The 14,572-nt window shown below is 74.0% G+C and carries 11 protein-coding genes and 3 tRNA genes; 2 read left to right on the top strand and 12 right to left on the bottom strand.

What is annotated here, in order from left to right; all coding sequences use genetic code 11:
* Positions 1 to 131: 131 nt before the first annotated feature.
* From ACZ3YO_RS25650 to ACZ3YO_RS25640, 3 genes are all read right to left on the bottom strand, one after another.
* Positions 132 to 977, bottom strand: coding sequence for a DegV family protein (locus ACZ3YO_RS25650; RefSeq protein WP_465573398.1), 846 nt, complete (start codon positions 975 to 977; stop codon positions 132 to 134).
* A 199-nt stretch (positions 978 to 1,176) separates the two neighbouring features.
* Complete coding sequence (locus ACZ3YO_RS25645; protein WP_465573395.1) at positions 1,177 to 1,965, bottom strand: hypothetical protein; 789 nt, start codon at positions 1,963 to 1,965, stop codon at positions 1,177 to 1,179.
* Positions 1,966 to 2,225: 260 nt separating this feature from the next.
* Complete coding sequence (locus ACZ3YO_RS25640) at positions 2,226 to 2,819, bottom strand: alpha/beta fold hydrolase (RefSeq protein ID WP_465573392.1); 594 nt, start codon at positions 2,817 to 2,819, stop codon at positions 2,226 to 2,228.
* Between the two features lie 69 nt (positions 2,820 to 2,888).
* On the opposite strand from ACZ3YO_RS25640, the gene ACZ3YO_RS25635 reads away from it, so the two are divergent.
* On the top strand, positions 2,889 to 3,482 hold the full coding sequence (locus tag ACZ3YO_RS25635; RefSeq protein WP_465573389.1) for a TetR/AcrR family transcriptional regulator: 594 nt from the start codon (positions 2,889 to 2,891) through the stop codon (positions 3,480 to 3,482).
* 195 nt (positions 3,483 to 3,677) lie between these two features.
* Here the strand turns inward: ACZ3YO_RS25635 and leuS are convergent, their stop codons facing one another.
* From leuS to ACZ3YO_RS25615, 4 genes are all read right to left on the bottom strand, one after another.
* Positions 3,678 to 6,572, bottom strand: a complete 2,895-nt coding sequence (gene leuS, locus ACZ3YO_RS25630; RefSeq protein WP_465573386.1) for a leucine--tRNA ligase — start codon at positions 6,570 to 6,572, stop codon at positions 3,678 to 3,680.
* A gap of 245 nt (positions 6,573 to 6,817) precedes the next feature.
* Positions 6,818 to 8,281, bottom strand: coding sequence for a hypothetical protein (locus ACZ3YO_RS25625; RefSeq protein WP_465573385.1), 1,464 nt, complete (start codon positions 8,279 to 8,281; stop codon positions 6,818 to 6,820).
* Between the two features lie 169 nt (positions 8,282 to 8,450).
* Positions 8,451 to 8,523, bottom strand: a tRNA-Ala gene (locus tag ACZ3YO_RS25620).
* 226 nt (positions 8,524 to 8,749) lie between these two features.
* Positions 8,750 to 10,189 carry an MFS transporter gene (locus ACZ3YO_RS25615; protein ID WP_465573382.1) on the bottom strand — a complete coding sequence of 480 codons (1,440 nt, stop codon included), beginning with the start codon at positions 10,187 to 10,189 and terminating at the stop codon, positions 8,750 to 8,752.
* Positions 10,190 to 10,291: 102 nt separating this feature from the next.
* Here ACZ3YO_RS25615 and ACZ3YO_RS25610 point away from each other — a divergent pair, with 102 nt between their 5' ends.
* On the top strand, positions 10,292 to 11,197 hold the full coding sequence (locus ACZ3YO_RS25610; protein WP_465573379.1) for a helix-turn-helix transcriptional regulator: 906 nt from the start codon (positions 10,292 to 10,294) through the stop codon (positions 11,195 to 11,197).
* A 262-nt stretch (positions 11,198 to 11,459) separates the two neighbouring features.
* Here the strand turns inward: ACZ3YO_RS25610 and ACZ3YO_RS25605 are convergent.
* From ACZ3YO_RS25605 to ACZ3YO_RS25585, 5 genes are all read right to left on the bottom strand, one after another.
* Positions 11,460 to 11,532, bottom strand: a tRNA-Ala gene (locus ACZ3YO_RS25605).
* A 37-nt stretch (positions 11,533 to 11,569) separates the two neighbouring features.
* Positions 11,570 to 11,642 (bottom strand) — tRNA-Ala (locus ACZ3YO_RS25600).
* 124 nt (positions 11,643 to 11,766) lie between these two features.
* Positions 11,767 to 12,414: a histidine phosphatase family protein gene (locus ACZ3YO_RS25595; RefSeq protein WP_465573603.1), complete on the bottom strand. Its 648-nt coding sequence runs from the start codon at positions 12,412 to 12,414 to the stop codon at positions 11,767 to 11,769.
* Positions 12,411 to 12,896, bottom strand: a complete 486-nt coding sequence (gene rsfS / locus ACZ3YO_RS25590) for a ribosome silencing factor (protein WP_465573377.1) — start codon at positions 12,894 to 12,896, stop codon at positions 12,411 to 12,413. The genes ACZ3YO_RS25595 and rsfS overlap by 4 nt, the downstream gene beginning before the upstream one ends.
* A 139-nt stretch (positions 12,897 to 13,035) precedes the next feature.
* Positions 13,036 to 14,572, bottom strand: a 1,537-nt coding sequence (locus tag ACZ3YO_RS25585) for an LCP family protein (RefSeq protein ID WP_465573374.1), incomplete at its 5' end; no start/stop codon positions are given.

Genomic DNA, 14,572 nt, shown 5'->3' with positions numbered 1-14,572 from the left:
CAGCGCGTCCCAGCTCACCGCCCGAACCCACCTCAGCGCGTCCCAGCTCACCGCCCGAACCCACCTCAGCGCGTCCCAGCTCACCGCCCGAACCCACCTCAGCGCGTCCCAGCTCACCGCCCGAACCCGCCTCAGCGCGACGAGACCACCACGGCCAGCAGCCCCGGCCCGGCGTGCGCGCCGATCACCGCACCGACCTCGCCCACGTACAGTTCCCGCAGCCCGGGGACCCTCCCCCGCAGACGCTCCGCGAGCGGCTCGGCCCGTTCCTCGGCCGCCAGGTGGTGGACGGCGATGTCGACCTCCCGCTCCCCCGCCTGCTCGACCGCGATCTCCTCCAGCCGGGCGATCGCCCGGGAGGCCGTCCGCACCTTCTCCAGCGGCTCGATCCGCCCGCCGTCCAGGTGCAGCAGCGGCTTCACCGCCAGGGCCGACCCGAGCAACGCCCGAGCCGCCCCGATCCGGCCGCCGCGGCGCAGGTACTCGAGGGTGTCCACGTAGAAGAAACCACTGGTCAGCGCCGTACGCCGAGTGACGGCCGCGACCACCTCGGCCGCCTCCCGCCCGGTCGCGATCGCCTCCGCCGCGGCCAGCACGCCGTACCCGAGGGCCATGCCGACCAGCCGGCTGTCCACCACCTGCACCGGGACGGACGCCTCGGCGGCCGCCAGCCGCGCCGCCTCCACGGTGCCGGAGAGCTCGCCGGAGATGTGCACCGAGACGATCCCCTGCGCGCCCGCCTCGGCGGCCGCCCGGTAGGCGGCGGCGAAGGCCTCGGGGCTGGGCCGGGACGTCGTCACCCGCTGCCTGCCACGCAGCGCCTCGGCCACGTCCTTGGGGGAGATCTCCACGCCCTCGGCGAGGACCGTGTCACCGACCGCGACGCTCAGCGGTACCACGGAGATTCCGTACCGGTCGACGGCTTCCTGCGGCAGATAGGCCGTGGAATCGGTGATGAGAGCGAGGGCGGCGGGCATGAGGCGGAGGTTACTCCGCGCCCGGCCCGGATGACAGCGCACCGACCAGGTCGAAGGCGCCCCCCGAGCAACGGACGCTACCCCGGAGCCCCGCGCCTTCCCGGCCCTTCGGGCCACACCCGCTCAGGCCCGCCACCCCCGGACCCACACCGGCTTGAGCCCGCCCAGGCCCGCCCTCCGGCCCCGGCCCCACACCCGCTCAGCGGGCCGACGGGCCCGCCGACGGCTTCCGCAGCCGGTCCGCCAGCCGCGCCAGCGGGTCGGCCAGCCCCAGCAGCTCCTCGGCGCTCGGCCGCCCGCCCCTGCCGTCGGTCAGCCCGGCCCGCTGCACCTGCTCGCGGCCGGCGGCGGATCCCTGGGCAGGGCCCCCGTCCTCACCGCCCCCGGCAGCAGCCCCACCGGACCCCCCGGCACCACCCGCCGAGCCACCGCCCGACGAGTCCCAGTGCCGCAGCGCCCCCGCCTCGCTCTCGCACTCCTGGCTGAGCCGGCTCAGCTCGTCGTCGGCGAAGCGGTGCATCCGGTCCTGGGCGGCCCAGCGCATGGTCTCGGCGGAGTGCGTGATCCGCTCGGCCCGCTCCCGCAGCTCGGGCAGCTTGGCTGCGATCCGCCCGGCGTCGGGCTCGCGCTCCAGGAGTCGCAGCTCTCCGTCCAGCTCCGCCGCGTGGGCGTCCAGCCTCCGCAGGAGGGCGAGCGACTCGCCGAGCTGGCCGTCCTGGGCGAGGCCGCTCTCCAGGACCTGGCGGGTGCCGTCGAGGGAGGTCCGCAGCCCGAGCCGGACGGCCGAGATCCGGCCCTGCGGGCCGGGCTTGGTGTACGTCTTCGCCTTGAGGGTGACATTCTCGACCGCACGCCGGGCGTTGGCCTCGTGCCGCTCGACCTTCTGGGCCACCGCCTTCGCCGCCTTCACGGTGCCGACCACGGCCAGCACCACCACCGTGAGCCCGAAGAGCAGGGCCAGGCCGAGCATCACGCCGAGCACGTCCATCACGAGCCACCTTCCGCCAGCCGAACCGGCCCCCACCGGACCCAACGCGGGCCGGCCCACCGAGGGTTCCACGGTAGCGGCCGCGCCGGGCCCGGGGGCAGGGCAATCGGGGCTCTGCGCCGGAGATCAGGGACAGATGGGGGATCTCCCCCAGATCCCGGCCCCCGATCCCCAACGCCCCGGCACCCCCGGCGCCCCCGGCACCCCCAACGCCCCCGGCGCCCCTGGCACCTCCGGCGCCACCCTCACCTCAGCCCACCTCAGCCCCGAGGCCGCGCCGCGAGCAGCTCCCGCACCAGCCGCACCGCCTCCGGCACCTCCACGTGGTCGTCCGGTGTGGCCCCGAAGTGCGCGCCCTCCGCCGTCAGCACGGCCGTGGCACCCAGCCCGGCCACCAGGTCGCGGGCGTGCGCAGCCGGGTCGGGCCGGTTGACCGGGTCGTCGAGGGCCTGGAGCACGCGGAATCCGTCCGCGGCGGCCCGGATCCGCTCCCAGTCGAACGGCTCGGCGAAGAACTCCTTCAGTACGTCGTAGCCGACGTCCCGGGCCGGCGTGGCGCCAAGCAGGACACCGGCGAAGCGGCCGTGCGCCTCGGCGTCGTACTGCTCCAGGAAACGGAGCACATTGGCCCCGCCGACGCTGTGGCCGACCAGCACGGTGTCCCCGGCCGGGCCGGCGGCCTGGGCGGTGTCGCCGAAGGTGCTCCGCCAGGCGGTCAGGTCCGGCGTCTGCGGGCCGGGCAGCGAGGGCACCGTGACGGTGTCGCCGGACTTCGCCAACTCCCTTGCCAGATAGGGAAACCAGACACTGTCCTCGCGGGCCCCAAGACCGTGTGACACAACCACCGCACTCATGACTCTCCCCTTAATCAAAACGATCCGCCGCGTTTCGATTAAAGCTAGCACCGCTGCTACCGTGCTGTCATGCAAGAGCAGAAAACCCGCCGCACCGGCGGGCGAATCCGCAGCGAGGAGGCCCACCGGGCCGTCCTCGCCGCCACCGCCGCACTCCTGGAGGAGAGCGGCTACCAGGCCGTCACCATCGAGCGGGTGGCCGCACGGGCCGAGGTCGCCAAGAGCACGATCTACCGCTGGTGGAGCTCGAAGGCCGTGCTCGTCCTCGACTCCTACCAGGAGACCGTCGCGCAGCGCATGCCCGAACCGGACACCGGCAGCACCGCCGAGGACCTCACCGTCTTCGTCGCCGCCCTCCACTCGGTCACGGAGCACCCGCTCCGGGTGCGCGCGCTGCGCGGGCTGATGGCCGAGGCCCAGCTCGACCCGGCGTTCGAGGAGCCGTTCCGCGCCTGGGTGCAGAGCCGGCGGGCGGTGGTGCTGCGGATCCTCGCCCGCGGGGTCGAGCGCGGCGAACTGCCCGCCGCCGCCGACCTGGAGGCCGCCACCGACGAGCTGTTCGGCCTCTTCTGGTACCGCCTGCTGGTCGGCCACGCCCCGCTGGACCCGGCCGGGGCGCCGGCCCACGTCGCCCGCCTCCTCGACGGGCTCAGGCACACCTGATCAGCCCCCGGCCCCACGGCCCCCACCGAGCCGACCGCCCCACGACTGCCGGCCGGCACCCACCGCCCAGCAGCCCCAGCCCGAGCCCCAGCCCCAGCAGCCCCAGCAGCCCCCAGCAGCCCCCAGCAGCCCCCAGCAGCCCCCAAACGAACGGGCGGGCGCCCCGAAGGACGCCCGCCCACCCAGCAGCAACCGTCAGCCGGTGACGATGTTCACCAGCTTCGGCGCCCGCGCGATCACCTTGCGCACCGGCGCGTCCCCGATCGCCGCGACGACGGCCGGGTCGGCCAGGGCCAGCGCCTCCAGCTCGGCGTCGGAGATCGACGGCGCGACCTCCAGCCGGGCCTTGACCTTGCCCTTGATCTGCACGACGCAGGTCACCGCCTCGTCCACCACGTACGCCGGGTCGGCGACCGGGTAGTCGGTGTGCGCCAGCGACTCGCCGTGACCCAGACGGCGCCACAGCTCCTCGGCGATGTGCGGGGCCAGCGGGGCGACGATCAGCACCAGCTGGTCGGCCACCGAGCGCGGCGTGGAACCGCGCTTCACCAGGAAGTTGTTCAGCTCGATCGCCTTGGCCACGGCCGTGTTGAAGCGCAGCCCGGCCATGTCGCCGCGGATGCCGTCGATGGCCTTGTGCAGCGCGCGCAGCGTCGCCTCGTCCGGCTCCTCGTCGGTGACGACCAGCTCGCCGGTGGCCTCGGAGACGATGTTGCGCCACAGCCGCTGCAGGAAGCGGTACGAGCCGACGACCGCGCGGGTGTCCCAGGGGCGGGAGACGTCCAGCGGGCCCATCGACATCTCGTACAGGCGCAGCGTGTCGGCGCCGTACTCGTCGGCGATCTCGTCGGGGGCGACGGCGTTCTTCAGGGACTTGCCCATCTTGCCGGCCTCGCGCTTGACCGGCTCGCCCTGCCAGAAGTACGCGCCGTCGCGCTCCTCGACCTCGGCGGCGGGCACCGGGAAGCCGCGCTCGTCGCGGTAGACGTCCGCGGTGATCATGCCCTGGTTGAACAGCTTGTGGAACGGCTCGACCGAGGAGACGTGGCCCAGATCGTGCAGCACCTTGTGCCAGAAGCGGGCGTACAGCAGGTGCAGTACGGCGTGCTCGGCACCGCCGACGTACAGGTCGACGCCGCCGGCCGGCTTCTGCTCGGTCGGGCCCAGCCAGTACCGCTCGTTGGCGGGGTCGACGACGCGCGAGCCGTTGGTCGGGTCGACGTAGCGCAGCTCGTACCAGCACGAACCGGCCCAGTTGGGCATGGTGTTGGTCTCGCGGCGGTAGGTCTTCGGTCCGTCGCCCAGGTCCAGCTCGACGGTGACCCAGGCCTCGTTGCGCGACAGCGGGGTCTTCGGCGAGGAGGTGGAGTCGTACGGGTCGTAGGTGTGCGGCGAGTAGTCGTCGACCTCGGGGACCTCGACGGGCAGCATCGACTCGGGCAGCGCGTGCATGACGCCGTCCTCGTCGTAGACGATCGGGAAGGGCTCGCCCCAGTACCGCTGACGGCTGAACAGCCAGTCGCGCAGGCGGTAGTTGACGGTGCCCTCGCCGATGCCGCGCTCGGCCAGCCAGGCGGTGACGGCGGCCTTGGCGTCGACCACGCTCAGGCCGTCCAGCGAGACGCCGTCCGAAGTGCCCTCGTCGTGCGCCGAGTTGACGATGACGGAGTCGTAGGTGTCGAACGCGTCGTCCCACTGCGCGGGGTCGTCGCCGCGGCCGTCGGTCGGCCGGACGACGCAGCGCATCGGCAGCTCGAAGGCGCGGGCGAACGCGAAGTCGCGGTGGTCGTGGGCGGGGACGGCCATGATGGCGCCGGTGCCGTAGCCCATCAGCACGTAGTCGGCGATGAAGACCGGGACGGGCTCGCCGCTGACCGGGTTCACCGCGTACGCGCCGGTGAAGACGCCGGTCTTGACCTTGGCGTCGACCTGGCGCTCGACGTCGGACTTGGCGGCGGCCGCGGCGCGGTAGGCGGCGACGGCCTCGGCGGGGGTGGCCGCACCGCCGGTCCACTCGTCGCGGGTGCCGGCGGGCCAGGCGGCCGGGACGATCGTGTCGACCAGGCCGTGCTCGGGGGCCAGCACCATGTAGGTGGCGCCGAACAGGGTGTCGGGGCGGGTGGTGAAGACGGTGATCTTCTCACCGTCCACGGCGAAGTCGACCCGGGCGCCCTCGGAGCGGCCGATCCAGTTGCGCTGCTGCAGCTTGATGGCCTCGGGCCAGTCCAGCAGGTCCAGGTCGGAGATCAGCCGGTCCGAGTAGGCGGTGATCCGCATCATCCACTGGCGCAGGTTCGACTTGAACACCGGGAAGTTGCCGCGCTCGGAGCGGCCGTCCGCGGTGACCTCCTCGTTGGCCAGCACGGTGCCCAGGCCGGGGCACCAGTTGACCGGCACCTCCTTGGAGTACGCCAGCCGGTACTCGCCCAGCAGTTCGTCACGCTCGGCGGCGGACAGCTCCGTCCAGTCGCGGCCGCCCGGCACCTCACGGGTGCCGGCCTCGAACTGCGCGATCAGCTCGGCGATCGGGCGGGCCTTGCCAGCCTCCTGGTCGTACCAGGAGTTGAAGATCTGCAGGAAGATCCACTGGGTCCAGCGGTAGTACTCCGGGTCGATCGTGGAGATCGAGCGGCGCGGGTCGTGGCCCAGGCCCAGCCGGCGCAGCTGCTGGCGCATGTTGGCGATGTTGGCCTCGGTGGAGACCCGCGGGTGCGTGCCGGTCTGCACGGCGTACTGCTCGGCGGGCAGGCCGAAGGCGTCGTAGCCCAGCGTGTGCAGCACGTTGTGGCCGGTCATCCGCTGGTACCGGGCGTAGACGTCGGTGGCGATGTAGCCCAGCGGGTGGCCGACGTGCAGGCCCGCACCCGAGGGGTACGGGAACATGTCCATGATGAAGCTGTGCGGCTTCGCGGCGACGTCACCGGCGGCCGGGTCGGCCAGGTCGCCGGCCGGGTTGGGGGCGTGGAACGTCCCTTCCTTCTCCCAGATGTCCTGCCAGCGGGACTCGATCTCCGCCGCCAGGGTGGCGCTGTACCGGAACGGCTCGGTTGCGGCCTCGGCCGCGCCGGAAGCAGGGGTCGTCTCGCTCATGGTCCTTCAGGCTCCATCGATGTCAGTTGGCGAACCGCGGCCGGTGACCGGACGGGTGACCGGCCGCGGACGGCCGTGCCGGTGCGGCGCTTGCGGAAAAGGCGGTGGAAAACAAAAAAGCCCCTCGCAGGAGGGGATGCCACGCCGACTCCGGCAACCGCCCGTGAACGGGGCCGGTCCTGGTCAGCGCGGCCGGCTAAGGAGCAGGCGCACAGTTCGCATGGGCTCAGGGTACCGCAAGGGCATCAGGCCTCTCCCGGCAATCCCGCACGGGAGGCCGCGTCGAAGTCGCGCAGCGCCCGGGCGACCCGCTCGGACTGCATGCCGGCGGCGAGCGCGCGGGCCCGGTCGGCAGTGGCGGCGGCCTCCCGGTGGCGGCCGGTGCGGCGCTGGGAGTCGGCCAGTCGGACCATCAACAGCGCCCGGGCCCGGGCCCGGCCGTCACCGAGGCCGGCCACCGCCTCGGTGAGCAGGGCCTGGGCGCGCCGGTGGTCGCCGAGGAAGAGGTGCCCCTCCCCCACCATGCCCGCGAGATCCGCCCGCACCTGCCCGTACCCGTCGGCCGCCATCGCGGCGGCCCCGGTGCCCTCGGCCGGACCCACGACCGCGCCTCCGTCCAAACCCCCCGTCCGCCCGTCCGGCCCCGCGAAGTCCCGCCCGCCCGGCCCAGCGAAGTCTTTCCCGCCCGGCCGTCCCGCGCCCACCCGCCCGTCCAGCTCCGCGAACGCGAGCTCGGCCGCCGCCCGCGCCTCCGCCGGCTCGCCCCGTCGCCCGTGCGCCCGGGCGATCCGGCCGAGTTGCAACGCCCGGTCGGCCGGGCCCAGCGCGTCCCCGGCCGCCTCCAGCGCCCCGGCGAGCGCGCCGACGGCGTCCAGCCCCCGCGCGTCCAGCCCGCGTCCGCCCGTGCTCTGGGTGGCCAGCACCACCAGGCAGCCGACCACGCCCACCCCGAGCCGGAGGTCCCCGCTGAGGTGCGCGGCCCGCAGCGCGGCGACGAACGCCCGCTGGGCGGCCGCCTCGTGCCCGAGGTCGTACGCGGCCCAGCCGGCCAGCCGGGCGAACCGGGCGGCCGTCCCGTACAGGGCGCGGCCGAGGCGCTCGTCGTACCCGCCGAGTTCCAGCAGTTTGGCGACCATGGCCAGCTCGGCCCGGGCCGGGCCGAGCACCAGCCCGCCGCCACAGGCGCGCTCCAGCCGCTGCTTGCTCCGGTGGGACAGCCCGAGGTCGCCCACCAGAGCGGGGTCGATCCGCAGCGCGCCCTCACCGCCGCCGACCGGTGGCGGCGGGGTGGTCAGCCGCCGGGCGGCCTGGTCGAGGTCGGCGCCGCGGAAGAGGTCGGTGAGGCGGACCGGGCCGGCGTCGGTGGCCGCCTCACGCAGCGCGGTCTGGGCGGTGTCGGCGGTCCACGGGTCGGTGAGCAGGTGCGGCGAGAGGATCTTGGCGCCCCGGTTGCCGCCCATCCGGCCCCAGAGCTGTTCGTAGGTGACGGCGATGCCGAGGGCGCGGCCGAGCACCTCGCAGACGGTCTGGTCGTGCGGGCTGCGCGGGACCATGCCGCGGTCGCGCCACTTGTACGGGGCGGTGGAACTGATGGCCAGGCCGGGAGGCAGGGTGAGGTTCACCTCGCGGGCGAGCCGCTCCGGGTTCCAGCCCAGCTGGTGGAGTATCCGCGCCAACTCCTCGTTGCGCCTGCGCTCCAGATCGGCCATGGCACGACGGTAGCGGTCCCCCGGGGCCGGCCGCCGAGGCGTTCACGAAAACCGGCCGCCGCCGGAAGCCCCGTGGACCCCGGCCCGCCGCCGACCCACCGCGACCCCGGAGAACCCCCGGGAACGCCGAAGGCCGCCCCCCGAAACGGGAGGCGGCCTTCGATTCCTGTGGAGCTACGGGGAATTGAACCCCGGACCTCTTGCATGCCATGCAAGCGCTCTACCAACTGAGCTACAGCCCCTTGACCTGCGTCGTCACCGGAGGTTTTCTTCCGTTTCCCTCGGCGACATCGACTACTTTACACGGTCGAAGGGGTGCTCCACGAATCCATTGACCGGACGTACGTCCGGGAGGTTCCGCACCGCCCGGACGTACCGCTCGAAGGCCCGACGGACAGGTACGGGGCGCGTCCGCCGCCGGGCACGCGGGCAGGCCGGCCGGCGGATCCGCGGGCACCGCCGCACGCCCTACCCGGCCGACCGCCGGGTACGGGCGGCGAAGACCGCCGCGGCCGCGACGGCCACCGCGATCACGCCGGTGGTCACCAGCAGCGCGTGCCCCGAGTCGCGGGCCGGTGCCGGGAGGTCGGCCCCGCCGAGGAAGACCGAGCCGAGCACCGCCACCCCGACCACCTGGCCGAGCTGGATGACCGTCACCATCACGCCGCTGGCGTCCGCCGCGTCCGCCGGGGCGACGCCGCCCAGCGCCCGGGCGAACAGCGGCGCGTACGCGCAGCCCGCGACCAGCCCGAGCACGGTCATCTCCAGCAGCGCCACCGTGCCGATCTCCGCGCCGTCGCCGAGCAGGACGCCGAGCAGCAGGTAGCCGGGCGCGAGCAGGACGGTGGCGAGCACCGGCAGGACGCCGTGCAGCCGGGCGGGCAGCCGCTGCCAGCGCAGGCTGGACACCCCGAACCCGACCGCGACCGGCGCCGAGCAGAGCCCGGCCCGCAACGCGCTGTGGCCGAGCCCGGCCTGCTGGTGGAGGGCGAAGGCGAACAGGAAACCCGCGAAGGCCGCCATGATCACGAACAGGCCGCCGGCCACCGGGCGCAGCCCGGGTGCCCGCAGGACCCGGCCGGAGATCAGCGGCTGGCCGCCGCGCCGGGCGATCCGCCGCTCGACCACCACGAACAGGGCGAACAGGGCGGCGCTGCCGGCGAGCATCACCCAGCCCCAGACCGGCCAGCCCAGTTCGTGGCCGAGCACCAGCGGCACCACCAGCAGCCCGAGGGCCGCGCCGAGCACCACCAGGCCGGGGAGGTCGAAGCCGCGGTCGCGGTCGCCCGGCATGCTCGGCAGCAGCCGGGCTCCGACCGCCAACAGGGCCAGCCCGATCGGCACGTTGACCAGGAACACCGGGCGCCAGCCCGTGCCGAACAGGTCGGCGCTGACCAGCACCCCGCCGAGCACCTGGCCGAGCGCCATGCCCACGGCCAGGACCGCCGAGTAGAGGCCGAGCACCCGGGTCCGGGCGGCGCCGGTGAAGGTCCGCTGGAGCAGGCTCATCACCTGGGGCACCATCAGGGCCGAGCCGGCGCCCTGGAGCAGGCGGAAGCCGATCAGCCACCCGGTGGCCGGGGCGAGGCCGCAGGCGAGCGAGGCGGCGGTGAAGGCGGCCAGGCCGAGCTGGAACAGCCGGCTGTAGCCGTAGCGGGCGCCGAGCCGGGCGCCGGTGATGAGCAGCACGGCGTACGCGATGGTGTAGCCGGCGATGACCAGTTGGAGCGCGGCGCCGGAGGCGTGCAGGTCGGTGCGGATGGTCGGGACGGCGACGTTGACGATGGAAACGTCCAGGACGGCCATGAACTGGCCGCAGAGGACGAGGGCGAGGAGCATCCCGGGCCGGGTGGCCGGGCCGGGGGTGGTGCCGCCGGCCACGCGGGGCCGGATCTGAAGGTCCGTCATGACTCCAGCGTGGGGCCCGGCGGGTACTGGTGGTTAGAGCCTGCTGATCCTGGTACTGGCAGCACCTGTCTGCGCGGCGCGGTCTGCGGCACGATGGCGGGTATGACCGTTCTGGACGACCACACCGTCACCGCCGTCGAGCCGCGCCGGCAGGACCGCCGCCGAACGGAACTGGCCCGGTTCCTGAAGGCCTGCCGGGCCCGGGTCACGCCCGAGGACGTCGGCCTGCCGCCCGGCCTGCGCCGCCGGACGCCGGGGCTGCGCCGCGAGGAGGTCGCGCAGCTCGCCGGGGTGGGGGTCACCTGGTACACGTGGCTGGAGCAGGGGCGGCCGATCAACGCCAGTGAGCAGGTGCTGCTGGCGGTGGCCCGGGCGCTGCGGCTGGACGCGACGGAGCGGGAGCACCTGTTCCGGCTGGCCGGGGTGGCCGCCGTTCCCCGCTCGCCGTCCGACCCGCCGGTCCTCGAACCGTCCACCCAGGTCATCCTGGACGCGCTCGCGCCGCTGCCGGCGGCGGTCTCCAACGCCCGGTTCGACGTACTGATGTACAACCGGGGGTACGAGTCGCTGTTCGGCACCGACCGGAGCGTCACCCCCAACGGCACGTTCAACAGCATCTGGTGCACGCTCTTCTCGGATCCGTGCTGCAACCCCTTCCTGAACCGGGACGAGGCGCTGCCCCGGATGGTCGCGGTGCTGCGCTCCGCGTACGGCAAGCACGTCGGCGAGCCGGTCTGGGAGGAGCACGTACAGCAGCTCTACGCGGGCAGCGAGGTGTTCCGGGAGTTGTGGGACCGGCAGGAGGTGGCACCGCCGGCGACCTGGCTGCGGGTGTTCCGGCATCCGGAGGTCGGGGTGCTGCGGCTGAACGCCTCGTACCTGACGATGCCGGGGGTGCCCGAGACGTACATCGTGGTCTACCTGCCGGAGGGCCCGGAGGACCGGGAGCGGATCGAGCGGCTCGCCGCCCTGCCGCGCGGCGGCTGGAAGCACAGCTGCCGCCCCTGAGCACCGACGGGCACGGCGGGCGGTCCGCCGTGCCCGGCAGTCCGGCACGGCCGGCGCTCCGCCGAAGCCGGTCCTCCGCCACGTCCGGCGCTCCGCCGAAGCCGGTCCCTCCGCCACGTCCGGCGCTCCGCCGAAGCCGGTGCTCCCCGCAGCCTGGAGATCCGCCGCGGCCGGTGGCCCCGCGGCCCGCAGGTGACCGATCCCGACGCCCGGAAAACGCCGAAGGCCGCCACCCGGTGGGTGGCGGCCTTCCCGCTGTCTGTGGAGCTACGGGGAATTGAACCCCGGACCTCTTGCATGCCATGCAAGCGCTCTACCAACTGAGCTACAGCCCCGCGACACGCACGGCCCTCGCGGACCGCAGGTGCGGAGTGGAGCTACGGGGAATTGAACCCCGGACCTCTTGCATGCCATGCAAGCGCTCTACCAACTGAGCTACAGCCCCGCACTCACCGGATTTCCCGCTTCCCTTTTCCGGGCCGCGTTCCCTCCGTGCGAACGAGGAAGACTCTAACTGGTCAGGCCCGGAACTGCGAAATCCGCCCCCGCAGGCACCGCTCCGGCGTCTCTCAGGTGTCGTCGCCGATGACCGGCTGCGGCAGGGTGCCCGCGTTGTGCTCCAGCAGGCGCCAGCCGCGCGCGCCCCGGCCCAGCACGGACCAGCAGCAGTTGGACAGGCCGCCGAAGCACTCCCAGAGCGCCGGCTCCAGGCCGAGCAGCCGCCCGAGCATGGTGCGGATGGTGCCGCCGTGGCTGACCACCACCAGGGTGCCGTTCTCCGGCAGCTTCCCGACCGCTTCGAGCACCACCGGCACCGAGCGGTCGGCGACCTCGGTGGAGAGCTCGCCCCCGCCGCGGCGCACCGGCTCGCCCTGCGCCCAGGCCTCGTACTCCTCGGGGAAGCGCTCGCGGATCTCGGCGTTGGTGAGCCCCTGCCAGGAACCGGCGTAGGTCTCGCGCAGCCCCTCGTGGTGCTGCACGTCCAGGCCGGTGACGTCCGCCAGCTCGTCGGCGGTGCGCCGGGCGCGCTGGAGGTCGGAGGAGATCAGCAGGTCGGGGCGCAGGCCGGAGAGCAGCCGGGCCGCCCGCTGGGCCTGCAGGACGCCCTGGCCGGTCAGCTCGATGTCCGTGGTGCCCTGGAAGCGCGATTCGAGGTTCCAGGAGGTCTGGCCGTGCCGCCAGAAGACGATGCGCGGGCCCCGCGCGTCCCGGCTCAGCTGTTGTCCTCGGCGGTGTAGTCCTCGGCGCCGAAGTTGTCCGCCGGGGCGACCTCGGCCGGGGAGAGGGCGTTGCCGGCGGCGTCGGTGTCCGCGTCGGGGCGGTTGCGCGAGGCGAGCGCGTCGGCCGGCAGCGGCAGCTCGGGGCAGTCCTTCCAGAGGCGGTCCAGGGAGTAGAAGGAGCGCTCCTCGGAGTGCTGGACGTGCACCACGATGTCCAGGTAGTCGAGCAGGATCCAGCGGCCCTCGCGCTCGCCCTCGCGGCGCACCGGCTTGATGTCCTGCTGCTCGCGCAGCTGGTCCTCGATCTCCTCGGCGATCGACTTGACCTGGCGGTCGTTGTTCGCGGAGGCGATCAGGAAGGCGTCGGTGATCGACAGCACCTCGCTGACGTCGAACGCGATGATGTTGTGCGCCAGCTTGTCGGCCGCCGCCTGGGCGGCGACGTTGATGAGGTTCTGGCTGTGCTCGGTGGCGGTCACGGTGTTCTTCCGGCTCGGCTGCTTGGGGGGCGAGCCCGGCGCGCGGCCGGGCATCGCCTTCCAGGATCTCACGCCGCCCGGGCGGCCCCGGAACCGTTTTCCGGGGCCGCCCGGACCCGCCGTGCCGGGCCGGGCCGCGCTACTGGGCCTTCGGCGGCTGGTAGTCCTTGCCGAGGACGACCACCAGGTCGGCGTTCTGCGCGTCGGTGACCTTCTTGGCCGCCGTCTCCGGCAGGTTGAGGCTGATCGCCAGCGACTTCGCCGCGGCCTGCCGGGCGTCGTCGGTGTAGCGGATCTCACTGGCCGCCTGCGGCGCGGTCTTCGCCCCGCCGGGGATGAAGGTGAGGCCCGCGTTGACCACCTGGACCTGTGCGGCGGCGGCCGCCTGGTCGTTGCCGGTGGCGTCCTGGATGGCGACCCGGGCCGGGGCGTCGCCGGTGACGGCGGACTTCACCGTGCTGCCGAGGACGTCCTTGACCTGCTTGCCGGCAGTGGCGTCGTCCAGGGAGCCGTCCGGCTTGACGGTCAGCACGGTGGTGGCGAGGTGGCCGTCCTTGGCCTGCTGGGAGAGCTGACCCAGCACCCCGGCCAGGGCGTCCTCCGGCAGGGACGGGTCCAGCACCGCGTTCATCCGGTGCACATCGTCCTTGGCGTCCTTGAACTCCGTGGGCATGGCGCGCACCACTGCGTCCATCACCTGGCCGAACCGGGCCAGCTGGGCGTCCCGGTTCTCGCCGGCCGCCTGGAGGGTGGCGTAGGCGACCGCCGCCTTTCCGCTGAGCAGGGTGTTCTTGCCGGCGGCGGAGAGCAGCTTGCCGTCGGGCTTGCCGCCCTCGTGGGTCTCGGCGTTGGTGTCGACCCGGACGCCGCCGAGCTGGGCGACCAGTAGTTCCAGGTACGGGGTGTCCAGCCGCCAGGTGCCGGCCACGGGGGCGCCGAGCACGGTGGTGAGGCCGTCGCGGGTGGCGGACGGGCCGATGCTGTCCATGGCCTGGCCGACGGTGGTGACCGGCGGGTCGCTGGGACCGGGCAGCCGCAGGGTGTCGGGCAGCAGCAGCACGGTGCCCTTGTGCCCGGCGGAGTCGTTGACCAGCAGCGCGCTGGAGACCTTGCCCTGCAGGTCGCGCAGGTGCACCACGTTGACCTGGCGGGGGCCGGCCGCCGTGGCCGCGCTCTGCTTGTCCGCGCCGGTGAACCAGAGGTAGCCGCCGGTGCCGGCCGCCGCGAGCGCCAGCACGACGCCCACGCCGACCAGCCGGTTGCGCAGCTTTCGGCGGCGCTCGGCGCGCACCTCGCTGCGTGACTCGGCGAACTTCAGCCAGTCGATGACGTCCTCGGACTCCTCCGCCTCCTCGTCGACGAAGGTGAACTCGCCGGTGGGGTAGTCGTCCTTGGGCGCCTTGCCGGCGCCGGCGGCCCTGGCCGCGCGGCTCCCGCCGACCTGCTCGGACGGCGGCTCGGGCCGGGCGGGCGGCTCGGCCGCGGCCGGGCGGGGCGTGCGCGGACGCGGCGGCGCCGGGGCTGCCGCGGGGACGGCCGTGGGAGCCGCGGCTGCGGGCCCGGGCTCCGGCTCGGTGACCACCGGCATCGGCCCGGTCGCGTACTGCTGCGGCTGCTCGTACGGCTGGTAGGCCTGCTGGTACTGGTCCTGGCCCTGCCCCGGGTAGGGCGCGTAC

The sequence above is a fragment of the Kitasatospora sp. NPDC022785 genome, assembly GCF_055561295.1.
The sequence above is the reverse complement of the archived record's forward strand: the minus strand, read 5'-3'. Positions and strand labels throughout refer to the sequence as shown.